The organism is Candidatus Symbiopectobacterium sp. NZEC127, from assembly GCF_025962675.1.
Classification (GTDB): Bacteria; Pseudomonadota; Gammaproteobacteria; order Enterobacterales; family Enterobacteriaceae; genus Symbiopectobacterium.
The window spans coordinates 1,299,566-1,316,392 of the sequence record NZ_JAGFPG010000001.1 but is presented as its reverse complement, the minus strand read 5'-3'; the positions used below and the strand labels follow the sequence as shown (position 1 = coordinate 1,316,392).

At 50.7% G+C, this 16,827-nt stretch carries 12 protein-coding genes, 1 tRNA gene and 3 pseudogenes; 8 read left to right on the top strand and 8 right to left on the bottom strand.

What is annotated here, in order from left to right; genetic code table 11:
* Positions 1-4 precede the first annotated feature (4 nt).
* Positions 5-266, bottom strand: a pseudogene (locus J5069_RS05935) (hypothetical protein); the annotation flags it as partial.
* Between J5069_RS05935 and J5069_RS05930 the strand changes: the two are divergent.
* A pseudogene (locus J5069_RS05930) lies at positions 261-517 on the top strand (DDE-type integrase/transposase/recombinase); the annotation flags it as partial. The pseudogenes J5069_RS05935 and J5069_RS05930 sit on opposite strands and share 6 nt — an antisense overlap.
* 674 nt (positions 518-1,191) lie before the next feature.
* Here the strand turns inward: J5069_RS05930 and J5069_RS05925 are convergent.
* Positions 1,192-2,097 (bottom strand): LysR substrate-binding domain-containing protein, encoded by a 906-nt coding sequence (locus J5069_RS05925; protein ID WP_264642969.1) that lies wholly within the window; start codon positions 2,095-2,097, stop codon positions 1,192-1,194.
* 266 nt (positions 2,098-2,363) lie between these two features.
* On the opposite strand from J5069_RS05925, the gene J5069_RS05920 reads away from it, so the two are divergent.
* Positions 2,364-3,293 (top strand): aromatic alcohol reductase, encoded by a 930-nt coding sequence (locus J5069_RS05920; protein ID WP_413542218.1) that lies wholly within the window; start codon positions 2,364-2,366, stop codon positions 3,291-3,293.
* Positions 3,294-3,436: 143 nt separating this feature from the next.
* Here J5069_RS05920 and J5069_RS05915 read toward each other — a convergent pair whose 3' ends face one another.
* Positions 3,437-4,483 (bottom strand): MBL fold metallo-hydrolase, encoded by a 1,047-nt coding sequence (locus tag J5069_RS05915; protein ID WP_264642967.1) that lies wholly within the window; start codon positions 4,481-4,483, stop codon positions 3,437-3,439.
* Positions 4,484-4,784: 301 nt separating this feature from the next.
* On the opposite strand from J5069_RS05915, the gene J5069_RS05910 reads away from it, so the two are divergent.
* From J5069_RS05910 to J5069_RS05890, 5 genes and pseudogenes are all read left to right on the top strand, one after another.
* A complete protein-coding gene (locus J5069_RS05910) occupies positions 4,785-5,729 on the top strand; it encodes a LysR family transcriptional regulator (protein WP_264642966.1) in 945 nt (314 codons plus the stop codon).
* Between the two features lie 229 nt (positions 5,730-5,958).
* Positions 5,959-6,603: pseudogene (locus J5069_RS05905) on the top strand (aminotransferase class I/II-fold pyridoxal phosphate-dependent enzyme); the annotation flags it as partial.
* 651 nt (positions 6,604-7,254) lie between these two features.
* Complete coding sequence (locus tag J5069_RS05900) at positions 7,255-8,223, top strand: Bug family tripartite tricarboxylate transporter substrate binding protein (protein WP_264642965.1); 969 nt, start codon at positions 7,255-7,257, stop codon at positions 8,221-8,223.
* Positions 8,224-8,293: 70 nt separating this feature from the next.
* Positions 8,294-8,764, top strand: coding sequence for a tripartite tricarboxylate transporter TctB family protein (locus J5069_RS05895; RefSeq protein WP_264642964.1), 471 nt, complete (start codon positions 8,294-8,296; stop codon positions 8,762-8,764).
* Positions 8,761-10,263, top strand: coding sequence for a tripartite tricarboxylate transporter permease (locus J5069_RS05890; RefSeq protein ID WP_264642963.1), 1,503 nt, complete (start codon positions 8,761-8,763; stop codon positions 10,261-10,263). The genes J5069_RS05895 and J5069_RS05890 overlap by 4 nt, the downstream gene beginning before the upstream one ends.
* Positions 10,264-10,710: 447 nt before the next feature.
* On the opposite strand, the gene J5069_RS05885 is transcribed toward J5069_RS05890, so the two are convergent.
* The 5 genes from J5069_RS05885 to J5069_RS05865 form a co-directional block, all read right to left on the bottom strand.
* A tRNA-Val gene (locus J5069_RS05885) sits at positions 10,711-10,787 on the bottom strand.
* A 161-nt stretch (positions 10,788-10,948) separates the two neighbouring features.
* Positions 10,949-11,845: a LysR family transcriptional regulator gene (locus tag J5069_RS05880; RefSeq protein ID WP_264642962.1), complete on the bottom strand. Its 897-nt coding sequence runs from the start codon at positions 11,843-11,845 to the stop codon at positions 10,949-10,951.
* 54 nt (positions 11,846-11,899) lie between these two features.
* Positions 11,900-12,958 carry an NAD(P)-dependent alcohol dehydrogenase gene (locus J5069_RS05875; protein WP_264642961.1) on the bottom strand — a complete coding sequence of 353 codons (1,059 nt, stop codon included), beginning with the start codon at positions 12,956-12,958 and terminating at the stop codon, positions 11,900-11,902.
* 304 nt (positions 12,959-13,262) lie between these two features.
* Positions 13,263-14,492, bottom strand: a complete 1,230-nt coding sequence (locus tag J5069_RS05870) for an MFS transporter (RefSeq protein WP_264642960.1) — start codon at positions 14,490-14,492, stop codon at positions 13,263-13,265.
* A 14-nt stretch (positions 14,493-14,506) separates the two neighbouring features.
* Entirely contained in the window at positions 14,507-15,760 is a 1,254-nt protein-coding gene (locus tag J5069_RS05865; protein ID WP_264642959.1) for an FAD-dependent oxidoreductase, read from the bottom strand.
* Positions 15,761-15,902: 142 nt separating this feature from the next.
* Between J5069_RS05865 and J5069_RS05860 the strand changes: the two genes are divergently transcribed.
* Positions 15,903-16,787, top strand: a complete 885-nt coding sequence (locus tag J5069_RS05860) for a LysR family transcriptional regulator (RefSeq protein ID WP_264628359.1) — start codon at positions 15,903-15,905, stop codon at positions 16,785-16,787.
* Positions 16,788-16,827: the final 40 nt, after the last annotated feature.

Genomic DNA, 16,827 nt, shown 5'->3' with positions numbered 1-16,827 from the left:
GCCCTTATATTTTTATAAGGGCATTCAGTTCGGCGAGAACGCCAACGATAAAGTGCACCAGACATTGATCTTGGCGTAGTAGGGGGGGATGTTCGGCTAAGGTTTCAATATTTCGTTCTCGGGTAAAAGCGAGTGTTATCTCCTCAACGATTTTACTGGGTTTTTGCCGACATGATCAGAATGCGATCGACAAGAAACAATGCCTCCTCCACATCATGGGTCACGAACAGCAGAGTGGTCCCCGTCGCAAGCCAGGCGTTATAAAGGCTCAAGTCGGTTATCGCAGTCCAAGATCGTACAAAGGTGAAGCAAACATTGTGACACCCAACAAGCTCCAGCGGCAATTTAACCCGATGGCTCGGTGACAGATATTACGTACATCAGAACGCATGAAGGCTGGTTTTATCGTGCGGTGGTGGTCGACCTGTTTTCCCGTAAAATCGTTGGCTGGTCGATGCAGGCCAGAATGACGAAGGATATCGTGCTGAACGCACTGCTAATGGCGCTGTGGAAGCGTGATACGCAAAAACAGGGGCAAGGAGTTTCGTCACGTACTGACTCTTTTCCCGTCTGATGGTAGAGCTATTCAGCCCTGATTCAACGTCAGTGAAGCCTAGACCTGCGCTGGGGCCGAACCCTTTTGTATGTGAATCAGATGAACCGGTTCACCTGGTGGTGAACCTGGGAAAACCAAACCATTCGCCTGCATTCCGAGGAACTGTGACATTTTGCTCTCGGGATAATAACGGCTATTTTTGGTTAGGGAAGGACGACAGGGCCTTTGAGACCAAATAGTCAACGGAAAATGCCGGGTGTATTCATCTCTATGATGATCTTCAGGAGGCGAATTTCTCTGCATTTGAGGTGATAGAGCCAGGTGATGCTGAGGTGCTGAACGAAAATGACATCGCCGTATTGCAGAATTGTCATGGCTATTTTATGGCAATACAGGCGCAAAAAGTTCTCTATAAGGACAAGGGAGGGGTCGACAGGCATAAAGTGACAACATACGTTAAGAAAGTAATTCATTGTTAGCATTAAAACTTAATAGTTTCAGCACGCCTTAAGAATATTGCAGCAGTAGAATGTATTATGCCCCTGCATATCGATACGCCCGAATATCGGTGGTGACACTCGGGCAATATGTTCATCATCTGGTGCTTTGCTTGTTGTTGTCCTGATAACGCGTGATTACCATTGTTTTGAAGCCTGGGCCACCACCTCGGCACTCCAGTCTACGAAGGCGCGCACGGCCGGGGAGAGGTGCCGACTGTATGAATACAGTACGGAAATCGGCTCCGGTTCGGCATGCAAACCTTCGAGTACGCGGATCAACCGCCCTGAGGTCAGGTGTTCGCGCACCATGTAGCTGGCCACGCGTATCAAACCCAAGCCGGCGATGCCGGCATCAACGTAGGCGTCGGTATCATTGACGCGAATACTCTCCTTCATGCCTATCGCGGTCGCCTGTGCGCCGTCCTGAAATTGCCAATGGGCAAAGCGCCCTGCGTGGCCGCCGAGATAGCCTACGGCGACGTGCTGTTTCAATGCCTGAAGATTGCCGGGTATGCCATTCTGTTCGAGGTAGTCCGGGGCTGCGCAGACGATCCAGTGAAAGTTGCCGATGCGTCGGGCCACCAACTGTGAGCTGCGCAGGGCACCGGTGCGAATGACGCAGTCCAGGCCCTGTTGTACGACGTCAACGGTGGTGTCAGACAGGCGCAGATCCAGTTCGATCTGCGGATAGCGGCGTGTGAACGCTGGCAACGCAGGAATGAGGCAATGTCTGGCTAGCGATGAGGTGGTACCAATCTTGATGGTGCCGCGCAGCGCTTCGGCCCGCTGGGATGCCAGTGCCTCGGCCTCCTCCAGCTCACGCAGGATAGCCTTGCAACTGTCGTAGAAGCGCAGGCCGGCGTCGGTGGCGCTGAGGGCGCGTGTGGTGCGATTGAGCAGCCGTGCGCCCAGATGCGACTCCAATTCCTTGATGTTGCGAGTAACAGTAGAGGGGAGTACGTTCAGCGTGTCGGCGGCCTGACGGAAACTGCCGGCCTCGATCACACGTACGAAGGTCTCCATGGCTTGCAGCCTGTCCATAGAATATCTCCTGGGAGCCGATACACGGGAGTGAAGCGTTTATTCCATCCCCCGCAGGGGATAGACGTGTTTTATTATTGCATTTATTCGAATTATGAAAGTTACCCTGTCCGCTTTTTCATCTGCTTAGGTGATTCTAAGATACCGGGGTGTTGACGCATATCACAATGATATTCAGGCAATGACTGTCAATAGACCGCTTTATGGCCCGCTGGTAAGGTCGAATGCGAAATCCTTCATTTATTCGGAATGAGAAAATTATGGCAATGTTAAACAACGAACCCGATCGCCGCGACCTGCTGGTCCTTGGGGCCGGCCAACTGGGGATGGCGGTACTGCGCGCACTCGCTCCACGTGCGGCCGCACTACGTCAGTCGGTCACGGTTATCGTCTCGCCGCATACCCTCTCCAGTTCCACTCCCGGCAACATGGAGAGCCTTGATGCCCTGCGAGCGCTTGGGGTGGAGGTCATCGGCTTTGACCTGACCAGCGATGTCGCAGCCCTCCAGGTGTTGTTCGAGCGCTATCGTACGGTGATCAATTGCACTGGCTTCGTGGCCGGTCCCGGTACCCAGCTCAAGATCACTCGCGCCGCATTGGGCGCAGGCGTTGAGCGTTACTTTCCCTGGCAGTTCGGCGTGGATTACGACGTGGTGGGGCAGGGCAGTGGCCAGCCGGTGTTCGACGAGCAATACGACGTGCGGCAACTGCTGCGCGCCCAGCGGCAGTCCGAGTGGGTGATCGTCTCCACGGGCATGTTCACCAGTTTCCTGTTCGAGCCAGAGTTCGACGTGGTGAATCTGACGGCGAGGACCATCCACGGTCTGGGCTCGTGGGACACCAAGGTCACGGTCACCACGCCGGAAGACATCGGCAGGCTCACCACGGAAATCCTGCTGGCTGAACCGCGCATCGTCGATCAGGTGGTATTCGTTGCCGGGGACACGATCTCATACGGCGAGTTGGCCGATGTCATTGAGCGCATCACCGGACAGACGTTCGAGAAGACGCTGTGGACGCTGGACAAATTGCATACCGATCTCACTCTTGCACCCGATAACGTCATGGTGCGCTACCGTGCCGCCTTCGCATTGGGCGACGGCATGTGGTGGGACAAGGCGAACACCTTTAATGTGCGTCACAATATTGAAACGGTCGACGTGGCGCACTATCTGACACGTTTGCTGGAGGCTTGATTCGCTTATTTTGCCTGCGGCAAAGCCGGTTCTTATAGTTCGCGGCGTCTGGACAAAAAGATGTATAAAGCAGGAGCAATGACCCGTTCTGTTAATCGTGAAGTGGCTAACTTACCGATCACCATACGGGTCAACGCGTTAATTTAGCGATAGCTCAGGAAATATTCGGCAACCATCTGTGCATTGGCTGGCGTAGCTGTTTCAAAACCATAATATTTTCCATAAACGGGACGCAATTCTTCCGTTGCGCGTCGTGCTATTTCGCCATACCAGGAGGGAAGCATTACCGTATGAGCATTGATCGCTTTTGTATCTACGCCCGCACCAAACGGGACTGCCTTCATCGCTTTCGACACTGCGGTTTTGAGATCGCCAATAAATTTCAGATGAAAAAAGAAATCATCATGTGAACCGATATTACCATGTCCGCCGCTGAAGTAGTCCCAAGGCAGACTGTCGGCTTGCTTAATATTCTGCTCAAGGTATGTAAAACGTTCTGAGCCAGCGAAATTCCAAAATGGCGGTTGATCGGGATTGAGCAGATCCGGCGCATGGAGTATGCGTTCATTTTTCAGCAACCAGGCTGCATGGTCCTCTGTGTGCGCGGCGTGCTCAAAGCCGTAAAGTTGAACAGTAAGCTTTTCGAAGGTGAAACTGCCATTCGGCCAGCTTACGACCTCTGTCGGACGCGGTAATGAACTGTTAAGCCGGATCATTTTCTCGGCAGTTGCACTTGAGGCAATCAGCCGTGGCGGGTGAGGTTGTCCTTTGAGCTCAGCAAGCAACACTGGCGTATCCGCGATGTGATCCGCATGGTCATGCGAATATACGATAGCCGTTATTGGTTTTTTCGTTACAGACTGTATGGCAGTTAACAGTTGTTTTGCATGGCCTTCTAGTGGATCGAACAGCAGCACGCCGTTATCGCCTACATAGAAAATGGTCGCGTAAAAGCCGGACTGGAACCAATACGTTTGTTGCGTCAGTCTTTGCAGTACATACCCTCCCTGCATGTTCAGATTAAACAGGTTGGCTACTTTCTCTCCCGGTTGCAAGACGGTTGTACTGGATGGTACCCGATAATGGGCTGATACCGTAGACGGTGCTTCTGTGACCTCAGCGTATACGGTGTTGGCAAATGCTGACAGAGACATCAATAGTGTGAGAGATGTTAAACGCAATTTCGTCATGTTAATTATTCCACTGCATATAGCGCCACTGGTGCATTAACACGAGTCGTTATTTTATCCCGATCTGGGAGACTGTTGTTTTCAGCACCAGGTTAGCTTATAAAGTATTATGAGCCAGCCAATGCGTATTCCATAGCATAAATGATAAAATGCAATGAACACATTGGTTAACAGAAAAGAACGGTTAACCAGGATCAAAATATCTATTTTCATAGTCAACGCAAAGATAATGCCACTAAAAATGTTATTATAGAAGATAAACAAAATTGACAGTTTGTATGCTTTTACTATACGGCTAAGGATGATAAAAATTAAACGTAAAGCGACAATTAACGCTAAATTCAATCTTAACCGACTGGTTTATTTTGCAGCGGTGGTAAATACCGGTTCGTTTACGCGTGCTGCCGAAAATCTCGGGGTTACTAAAGCGGTTGTCAGCCAACAGGTAGCTCGTTTGGAAGAAGACACCGGAGTCACACTTCTGATTCGTACTACCCGCTATGTTCATCCCACCGAGGCGGGTAAACATCTGCATGCCAGATGCATGACGATTTTAGGGGAGACTGAAAATGCATTCGATGAGCTTGCCCAGGCTGTTGAGGAACCAACGGGTTTATTAAGGTTATCAGCCACTTATGATTATGCTTCGGCAATGGTAATGAAAGTTGCGACAGACTTTTGTAATCGCTACCCCAATTGCAAAATAGAATTAAAAGTGAGTGATCAAAAGCTGGATATTTATAATGAAAAACTCGATATTGATATACGCTTAGGTTGGTTGGCTGATTCCACGTCACAGGCAAGGAAAATTGGCACATTTCGACAGTTGATCGTCGGTTCTCCAAAATTAGGTGAACGTATTCGCACGGCTTGCAATCCTGATGAAATAGTCGATTTTCCATTCATCGCAAATTTGATATTGAATGATCCATTATACTGGCACTTTTCCGGTAAGAGCGGTGAATTAGCCTCATTGGAGATGAATGCTGTCATGTTCATCGACTCGACATCAATGGTGTTATCTGCTGTTCGTGAGGGGGCGGGGCTATCAGTTCTGCCAGATTTTATGGTCAATGATGACATCAAATCAGGAAAGCTTGTTCAGGTAATACCTGACTGGCAACTGCCATCTGGTGGCATTTATACCGTTTATCCTTCAGCAAAATTCAGACCTTCAAAGGTCTCTATTTTTACTCAGATGCTATATGAAGCGGAACAAAATCGCATCAATAAATTTAGGGGTTAACGCCACACTGAATAGAAATACCCATCATGCCTGAGACTCGTGTTTGCCCAATTTGGGGTTGGCATTGGGGGCAAACGGGTGGCTAGAGACGTAATACTTTTTTCAGGGACAAGGTCATTTCAGCCATCAGCCATCAGCCATCAGGCAATCAGTAAAAGTGGCAAGAAAATCCGTTAACCATTCCGCCTGCACGCGTCCCCCCAGCCCTGGTCGATGCACCAGATAATAAGCCGCACCGGTTTTCACCATCAATTGGGATTAAGTACAGGCTGCCATCACTGCGCGTACCCGCATGATCATCCTCAACTCGCCGCATAATCCGAGCGGCCAGGTGCTAGGTGCTGACGATCTGACGCAATTGGCACGACTGACATACAATACCGATATTGTGATCCTCTCTGACGAAGTCTACGAACACGTGGTGTTTGACGGCCAGCGTCATCACAGCATGGCGACTCACAATGAACTGGCTTCACGTAGCGTGATCGTCTCGTCGTTCGGTAAAACGTTTCATGTCACTGGCTGGCGCGTCGGTTACTGCTTAGCCCCCGCCGCGTTGATGGACGAGATCCTGAAAATCCACCAATTTATGATGTTTTCCGCCGACACGCCGATGCAGTACGCCTTTGCGGAGTATATGGCGGACCCGGCAACCTACCTGTCACTCGGAACGTTCTATCAACACAAACGCGATCTACTGGTGAGTGCCTTACAGAACGGCCTATTTGAATTATTGCCCGCCGCCGGTTCGTTCTTCATGTTGGCGAGCTTTGCCAACTTCAGCGATGAAAGTGACAGCGACATGGTAAAACGACTGATTAAAGACCAGAATCTGGCCTATGAAGATCTGGCGGCAGGCCGCCTGGACGGCACGCTGGTGATGGCCGCAGCAGGACAATCCGGTTTCCTGGATAAACCGGAAGGTAAAGGTTTTGGTTTTATTGGCAAGGCGGTGGACGACGCGACTATTCTCGGTAGCGGCATCGGTTTCGGCCTGCGTAAAAGCGACACGGCGCTAAAAGTGGCGTTGGATAAAGCCATCAAGCAGGTGCAGGATGACGGCACGGTCGAGAAACTGGCGAAAAAATACTTCCCTGGTTTTGATGTGCGGGTGCAGTAATCCACGCTTTGCGCGGCCTTCCATTGGCGCGACGGAAATGAAACAAGAAGGCCTGCGCGATTGCGCGGGCCTTCTTGTTGGCAACGGCTTTCTAATGAACGGGGAATATTAATACAATAATGGAATTGGCAAAGAAAATATTTCACATGAGTCTATAAAACGCATTTTATTATCGGCCCTTTAGCTATTATCAAAGAGCAACAGATTGCAGTCTGTCTGTGTGGTTTTGAGAAAGCAAAGCAGAAAATTTGCTTTGACAAAAAATAAACTGCATGAGAGGTTTATTTTAATGGGGTTAGAAATTTAATTTATTCAGATTCAGTGATAATAAAAGCATTAGCCTATATCGATAACTGTTTTATATCATTTTAAACGATGGGTTTTTATTGCACAGGGGCAATAATAATGAACACTGTTAGTCGTGTTATCCTCTTTTTATTTCTAATGTTTTCTGCTGTTTTCACCGCGCAGGCTTATCCCGAACGACCAATTCGCTTCATCGTGCCATTCAATCCCGGTGGTGGCCAAGACATCCTTATTCGGCATATTACGCCTAAAGTCAGTGATATCCTCGGGCAGCAGCTTGTGGTAGAAAACCGACCCGGGGCGGCTGGCACATTAGGGGCGTTGGCTGTTGCTAATGCTAAACCGGATGGTTATACCATCGGGTTGGGGAGTTCATCGACCCATGCAGCGAACGTGTCACAGATAGCGGGGCTCTCCTATAACCCGGTCACGGATTTTGAACCCGTTGCTCTGTTGGCCGAATTTATTTCGCCGCTGGTGGTCACTGCAAGTTTGCCGGTTAATTCAGTTGATGAGTTGATCCAACTGCTGAAAGCAAATCCGGGTAAATATAATTACGCGTCTGCCGGGCAAGGTTCACCAACACGATTCAAAGCCATTTTGTTTAATCAAATCGCAGGTGTTAATACCGTCGAAATCCCTTACAGTGGCTCCGCTCCTGCGTTGGTGGACCTTGTGGCTGGTCGCGTTGCGTTAATGTTTGATGGAATGGCGGCAACGGCTCCCTTGGTGAAAGCGAATAAATTGAAGATATTGGCTATTTCCTCTCCCGAACGTCTCCCGGAGTATCCCACTATACCGACACTGGATGAACTCGGTATTAAAGGGATCAATGCCAATGCCTGGGCAGCCGTCTTTGCGCCTGCGGGGACGCCCCAGCCCGTGGTGGAAAAGCTCAACCTAGCCTTTAATCAGGCGATTAACGACCCGGCTATCCGCGCTAAATTGACCGAGCTTGGCTATCAACCCTATGGAAATATTGCGCCACCGGCATTGCGTGATTTTGTGAAGAGCGAAATTGCTGAATGGGCACGCTTATCGAAACTGGCTGGCATTGAAGCAAAATAATCGTGATAGCGGGATAACGGATTTATCCTGCTGATATCACGCTCTCGTTGGTCTTTTTCGGAAGCGATCCATGATGTCTGATAAGTCATTATTGTATACGCGTGACGATACCGTGTCGGGTGGGTTTCTACTGCTCATCGGTAGTGCTGCAATGACGATAGCGATCGTCAAATACCCTGTAGGAAACGCATCGCAAATGGGGCCGGGCTATGTTCCCGCGCTTCTTGGCGGATTGCTTGCTCTGTTGGGTTTTATCATTGCATTGCGAGGAACGTTAAGCCAGGTTTGGAAAACCGATAAATTTCATTCAGCCGTGCGTCCGCTGTTTTTTATTCTCGGTGTGATTATTCTGTTTGGATACATCATCAGCGTAGCGGGAGTGATTGTATCCAGTGCGTTGGCTATTGCCGGTGCTGCACTGGGTACGCGAGAAACGCGAACCAAAGAGATTATTATCCTGGCGATTATTATGGCCGGACTATCGGATCTTTTCTTTGTAAAAGTACTCGCTATTCCGTTTAACGAGTGGCCCCTGCAATGAGCGAATTGTTTAACGGTTTTGCCAGCGGTCTGGATGCCGTATTCACCCTGAATAATCTCTTCTATTGCTTTCTCGGTGCCCTGCTAGGGACATTTGTCGGTGTCTTGCCCGGCGTAGGGCCTTTGGTGACGATTGCACTGTTGCTGCCGTTCACTTTTTTACTCGATCCCAGCGCTGCGCTGATTATGTTAGCGGGGATTTATTACGGTTCAGCCTATGGCGGCTCTACCACGTCAATTTTGCTCAATATTCCAGGTGAAACCTCATCGGTAATCACCTGCCTCGATGGCCATGCGATGGCGCGGCAAGGCAGGGCAGGGCCAGCACTGGCTATCTCTGCGATTGGCTCATTTTTCGCAGGCAGTGTAGCGACGATCATTATCGCACTCTGTGCGCCGCTGCTTTCCTCTCTGGCGTTGCTTTTTGGGCCTGCTGATTATTTCTCGTTAATGCTGCTTGGCCTTGTCGGTGCGATTGTTCTGGCACAGGGATCGCTGCTTAAGGCGTTTGCCGTAATGGTGCTAGGGATGCTGCTCGGATTGATGGGGGTTGATGTCAATTCAGGGATAGAGCGTTATACCTTTGGCATTATCCAACTCACGGATGGTATCAGTTTTGTCGCGCTGGCGATGGGGCTGTTTGGTATCAGCGAAATCATCCGTGTGGTTTCCCTTCGGGAACAATCTACGGGCAACGTTATTCCCCACGGGCGTGTTTTGCTAAGCCGTGACGATCTCCGTCAATCGGCGGTTCCTGTGTTACGCGGTACGCTGATTGGGTCGCTGTTTGGACTGCTGCCCGGTGGCGGTGGGGCGCTGGCAACGTTCTGTTCGTATACGGTAGAAAAAAAGGTGTCGGCAAATCCTGAGCAATTTGGTCACGGCGCGATTGCCGGTGTCGCGGGGCCCGAGTCTGCTAATAATGCAGCGGCTCAAACGTCGTTTATTCCCTTATTAACGCTGGGTCTCCCCTCTAATGGCACCATGGCCTTGATGGCGGGTGCGATGATGATCCACGGTATTACACCGGGCCCACAATTTATCACGGACCAACCCACTCTGTTCTGGAGTGTGATTGCGAGTATGTGGATTGGCAATATTATGCTGCTGGCGCTCAATCTTCCACTGGTTGGGGTATGGGTACAACTGTTGCGAATTCCCTATCGGTTACTGTATCCGGTTATCATCATGTTCTGTTGCATTGGTATATACAGTGTGGCGAGCAGTTCATTTGATATTTTTACGGCGGCGCTATTTGGGCTGATTGGATTTGCGCTGGTGGCTTATGACTACGAGCCAGCTCCTTTACTGATGGGTTTTATTCTCGGGCCGTTGATGGAGGAAAACCTGCGTCGGGCCATGATGATGTCGCGAGGACGTTATGCCGTCTTCATCGAAGAACCCATCAGTCTGTGTTTGCTGTTAATGGCATTGGTGCTGCTAGCAATCACTGTACTCCCTTCGATCAAAACAAAGCGCGAGCATATTTTCACTGAATAATGACACCTGTGGCGTATCGCTTATGCATGCGCAATACGTGGTATCAGCCAGTATCTGGATAACGGCTAACGTTGGATGAGTCAGTGATTGCTATACCTCATGCCGATTCGCTTATTCTCTATGTCGGACGCTTGCGGTCACTCGCCTCATCTTGATGCGGGAAACTCACGCATCGCGCACGTCAGCACGGCTTGGCGAACAGTTATAGCAGAAAGTACCATGAGCATCGCTCCTGACAAGGACCCGAGCTGGATTTTGTTCACGATGGTGCTGCCTAACAGTAACAATCTGGAACCGAAATCACCCGCATTCAAATGGACTTAAATGTGTACTCAATGTCATCGGATTTGAGTGGACGTCGATAGATTATACTGGAATAAAAGAAGATAGAATTTTTCTTCTTTTCAGAGTGTTATAGACATCGGTAGACATCTATAGAACATGAATTGGTACGACCAAGTGGACTCGAACCACCGACCCCCACCATGTCAAGGTGGTGCTCTAACCAACTGAGCTATGGTCGTACTGTATGTAGTATCAATCAATTAGTTGATTAGATACATTTTTTGACACTCCCGCTGGAGGAGTGGGCGCTATTATGGCGTTGTCCTCACATGATGGCAAGTGCTTTGTTACCGCTTTTTTACTGAGTGCTGAATGTTTGTGCTGCACGGTTTTCCGTAGGTCATTTATCCTGATAGCGTATCGCATCGATAAACAGGGCGAATGCCGTGGGGTGCTGCTTGCGTGTCGGATAATAAAGGTAGTAGCCGGGAAACGGCGCGCACCATTCTTCCAGCACCCGCGTCAGTGTGCCTGCTTCAAGTTCCCTGGAAACCGCATCTTCCGGTACGTAAGCCAGGCCGAAACCGTGGCATGCGGCATCAATGCGCTGGCGCAAACTGTTGAAGGTTAACTGTCCATCCACGCGTACTCGCATTTCGCGACCGGCATGGGCAAACTCCCAGGCATACAATCCGCCCAGCGTAGGCAAACGCATATTAATGCAACGGTGTTGCTGCAACGCCTGAGGGGATGAGGGCACGCCGTTGCGCTCAAGATAGGCGGGCGAGCCAACAACGGCCATGCGCATCTCCGGGCTGATACGCACCGCCACCATATCTTTTGCCACCTGTTCGCCTAAACGAATGCCGGCATCGAAGCGCTCGCTGACGATATCGGTGAGTGCATTATCAACCGTGATTTCAATGTTGATATCCGGATAGGTCGCGAGGAATGATTTCAGTATGGGCCACAGCACATAATCGGTGGCGTGTTCACCGGCCGTGATGCGGATATTGCCCGCCGGACGCGCACGCATGTCGCGCAGCGCGATGAGTTCGTTTTCAATATCGGCCAGATGTGGTTCAAGACGGCTTGCGAGTTGTTCGCCGACCTCCGTCGGCGCGACGCTGCGCGTGGTGCGGGTGAGTAATCGCAGTTCCAGACGCTCTTCCAGACTGCGTACCGAATGGCTCAGCGCGGATTGCGATACGCCAAGGTGAGCGGCGGCTTTGGTAAAGCTCCGCTCTCTGGCAACCGCCAAAAATGACATCAGATCGTTGAAGTTTTCTTTCAGCATGCAACCTTCCGGTTTGCGCCACCGGCGTTGTGCGGCGGCGCGTTGTTCAGATTATTACTGTGCGCTGGGCGCAGGCAGTGAGGCCATATCGATGACAAAACGGTAACGCACATCGGCGCGTTCCATACGATCGAAAGCCTCGTTGATCTGGTCCATACGAATCATTTCGCAATCGGGCAGGATCTGTTTTTTCGCACAGAAATCAAGCATCTCCTGCGTTTCGCGGATGCCGCCAATCAACGACCCTGCGATACGTCGACGTCCGAGGATCAACGGCACCGTGGTCGGTTCTGCCAGCGGGCCAACTTGCCCCACCAACACCAGCGTGCCGTCGACTTTCAACAGCGGCATGTAGGGGTTCACGTCGTGCTTGACCGGAACGGTATCAATAATCAGATCGAAATGGGATTGTGCGGCCGCCATGGCAGCGCTGTCGCTGGAGACCAGAAGGCGGTCAGCCCCGAGTGATAACGCATCGGCTTCTTTGCTGTTGGTGCGGCTCATTACCGTGACATCAGCGCCGAGACCCGCCGCCAGTTTGACGGCCATATGGCCTAAACCGCCCAACCCAATGACGCCAACCCGGCTGCCGGGGCCGACATTCCAGGTGCGCAGCGGAGAATAGGTGGTAATGCCCGCGCACAGCAGCGGCGCGACATGCGCCAGCGTCAGGGTATCCGGCACGCGCAGCACAAACTCTTCACGCACCACCACATGCTTGGCGTAGCCGCCGTAGGTGTTTTCTCCGGTAATGCGATCGGGTGCGTTATAGGTATCGGTTCTGCCATTGGTGCAAAACTGCTCCTCGCCCTGGTGGCAATGGTCGCACTCTTGGCAACTGTCGACCAGACAACCCACTGCAACCGCATCGCCCACGCGAAAACGGGTAACGTCGGCCCCGACCTGGGTGACGCGTCCAACAATTTCGTGGCCGGGCACGGCGGGGTAGAGCGTCCAACCCCAGTCGTTGCGTGCCGTATGCAAATCCGAGTGACACACGCCGCAGTATAAAATTTCCATAGCCACATCATTGGCGCGCAGGGCGCGGCGTTCAAAGGTGAACGGGGTGAGCGGCGTGCTGGGGCTCAATGCGGCGTAACCGATAGTTTTCATGGTAGGCTCTCTGTTTGGCGTGATTGACGGTCTGCGTCGAAATAAAAGGATGATGCGGCTGGCGATTAGCGCGCATCGTCGTGTTATGGCGGCGCGACACGGTATTACGTCGAGCGTAGCGCATCGCGTAATCCGATACCAGATAGCAAAATGTGCATGCACCAATGAGTATAATTCATGAATCTCGACGTGAGGCATGCTGTTTGCCATTGCTATCGTGATTATCGACGTGGGCGTGCAGAGTGAACAGCGCGCTGTGTGGCTAATAACGCGATGCCCGAACGTTATATTCGGGCATCTTTTTTTATTTCTCACTCTGGGGCAAGGAAATAAACAATACGATAATCCCAGAAATAAACGCACAGACAGCCAGCGCAGAGAAGGCGTAATAATAGCTGTTACCAAAGGTGTCCAGAATCATCCCCATAGCGATCGGTGCGGATAACGATCCCAATTGCCAAATGGTATTAAGGAATCCCACTGCCGCACCGGTTTTTTCTACCGGAACCAGCTCACCGATAAACGTATTCATTACCGGGCTGTAAGCGAAGGCGGTGATCCCTAACAGCGGAATCAGCACATAAAGCGCACTGACGCTGTTATTGCGACTAAACCACATCAGCGCAGGCACCAGCACCAGCAGCAATGTTGACAGATAATATTTCTTGTTTTTGCGTTGGAATTTATCCATCAGGGAGCCGGTCAGCGGCTTGGCGATCACGGAAGCAATGGCATACAGCGACATCCAGGAACCGGCAGTCACCAGTGACAAGTTCAGTTGACCGTTCAGGTAGGTGTTTGCCCATGATGCTGTGCCCCAGGTGGCAGCCATGGCAAAGAAGCCAGAGAGGCCCAGTAACACCAGATTGCGGTTCTTGAACATCGACAGCACGTCACGCCAGAACGTCGAGGGGGCGCTACTGGCTTTGGGCTTATCGGTCTGCACCGGGTTAGGCAGGTAGAAGAAGGACAGCGCAAAGAACACCAGCGGTATCAATCCCATAATAAAAAAGGTGTATTGCCAGCCGTGCTGCTCGGTAAACGGCGGTGCTGCCAGATTCACCAGCAGTAATCCGCCGGTGGTGCCGGTTTGCAGAATGCCGGTCGCCATCCCTTTGTTTTTCGGGAACCATTCAAAGATGGCACGCAGGCAAGCGGAGAACGTGGCCCCGGAGCCGATACCGGCCAGCACGCGGATCATAAAGCCGGTGTTATAGCTGGTCACGGTGCCAAACAGCAGGGTACTGATACCTAATGCCAACAGGGTACCGAGAATCACTTTACGGTAGCCGAGTTTGTCGGTTAACAGGCCTCCCGGCAGATTGGTCAACACGTAGCCGAGATAAAAGGCAGACATAAATCCGCCCATTTGCGCCTTGGTTAACCCCAGGTCGACGGAAATGGTGGGGATTATTGGGTTAATCAATAACCGTGAAAAAAAGGAAAGTAAATAGCAGGCATACACCAGCACAAATATCGTAATGTGCTTTCGGGTAATATGCGAGGTAGGTTGAACCATCGTTTCTGTTTTCATTGTGTTTCCCTGATTTAAATGAGCGCGCCTTGTCGTTTTAATTCGCTTTGGATCGCGGTTATATCGTTTTCTGTTGGCGTGTTTTTCATGCTGGCGGCAATACCTGCGGCGTGACCGGTTAAAAATGCCGTACCCATAACGCGTACCGAAGCAAAGGCTTCGTTGTCGCAGGAAATAATTCTTCCCGCCAACCACAGATTATCGATATTGATACTTTTCAGACTGCGCAGTGGAATTTCGTAATAGCCGTCATCTTTGATCCAGGTATATACCTGCATCTTGTTGGCAGAGGTATGGCGTTCAATCGGCCAGCATCCGCGTGCGATGGCATCGTCAAAGGTGGCGGCATTGACCACATCGTCACCGGTCAGCGCATATTCACCCACCGCATGGCGCGATTCGCGAATACCGATATGCGGTCCGGTGTTGATGACGTAGGCCTGTTCAAAACCCGGCAAGTAGCGTTTGAAGGTGTCCAGATAGGCCATCGCCTGCTTGCGTGCGCGAATTTGTCCTTGTGTCAGGCTGTCGGCGTCGAGCGGGTTCACCTTCTCATTGCACAGAATGGCGATGACATCCTCGGTACCGACGATACGCATGGCAAAACCGCTGTCTTTGCTGAGCGGTGTAATGCCCGCCGCCTTGCCTTGGGCGATGGCGGCACGCAGCGCTGTCGGGCTGACATCCGCATCGCTTGCCACGCCGCCAAAGCGTGTCAGCAGCGAACCGAATTGCAGGTTTTCTACGTCGGGTGACGTGTGTTCCGCACCGGACAGGTAAACCAGGTTGCCATCGCCGCTGGCATCGACAAAGGCCTGTGCCGTGATGTTTATCTTGCCGCCATCGGTCAGTAAGGTAATGCTTTTGATGGTATTTCCGCTGCGCACCACGTCGCACAGCTGGCTGTTTAGCAACAGGTGGGCACCGGATTGCATGACCAGCTCTTCCAATACAATCTTGGTCATTTCGTTGTTCACCGGGAACATAACGTTGCCCCATGGCGATCTCAGCGGTTCGCCGCAGCCGTGGTATTGTTTGAGTTTCTCCATTACCATGCTGGCGACGCCGCCCGCTATTTGTTCGCTATTTTCATGACGCGTAAAAAAGCCGTCATAAGTCGGAATTGAACAATGCGTGGCTTGCCCTCCCAAATAGGAGTTTCTTTCCACCAATAACGCTTTTTTCCCTGCCTGTGCTGCGCCAATGGCTGCTGCAACACCGCCGGCACCGCCGCCGATCACCACAACGTCATAATTATTTTGAAGCATTGTTACTCCTGTTCGCCGATAAATTGATGGCGGCTATAGTTGCGGAACAGCGATCAGGATAGTGGGATTAGCCTCACATTATTTTTTTTGAAATAATGGATATCATTTATTAATAATTTCGATAAAAAAGGTTTTTCATTTCATGTTGAATATTAAAAATATCATTCATTTTCAGGTTCTTAGTAAAGTTGGCAGTTTTACCAAGAGCGCGATTATGTTAAATATTTCACAATCGAACTTAACACACTCAATTACAAAATTAGAACAAGAGATCAACATCAAATTAATCAACCGCACGACACGCACTTTTTCACTGACGGAATTTGGTGCTATTTTTGCGCAGCGCTGTGAGCGCATTGTCGATGAATTCGATCAGTTAATGGCGATCGTCGATGCTCATCAGGAGCAGGGGACATTAGATCATGCTTTTATCGGCGTTATTCCGCCTGTCGGGCGTATGGATTTTTTTAAAAACTTCCTGGCATTAAATCAGACCGCCAAAAATATTAATTACTCCTTTGTCGACGGCTCCAGCCATGCCCTGATTGAAAAAGTGAAAAATACAACGTTGCTGGCGGCGTTCGGTACCCCGTCACAAGAGGAGCTTGACGATGGTCTGCTGGATCATCATCTCGTGCTGGAAGATCACGTTGTCGCGGTGTTGCCGCCACAGCACGCGCTGGCGTCGAAATCGGAGATAGGTTTGTCAGACTTGGCGCATGAAAACGTTATTTTGCCGCAAAAGGATACGGGGGCATATTCTATTATTTCAACGGCATTTTCTCTGGCGGGTATTAAGCCCAGACAGTATAAAGAGTGTAGCCAGATCGATATTGTGATGGATATGGTTGAGAGCAATGCGGGCATTGCGCTATTTTCCAGCTCAATTGTTGATTTATATAAACGTGAGCATGTAGTGACTATTCCGCTAAAGCAGAAAATCAATAAATCGATATACCTGAGTTTTTTACGTCGTAACCGAAAAAATAAATTACTGACGCCGGTCATGGATATGGTGACGCAATAATCGCGCCGTGTTTCTACCGCAGTGGGTTGTGCGTGCCATG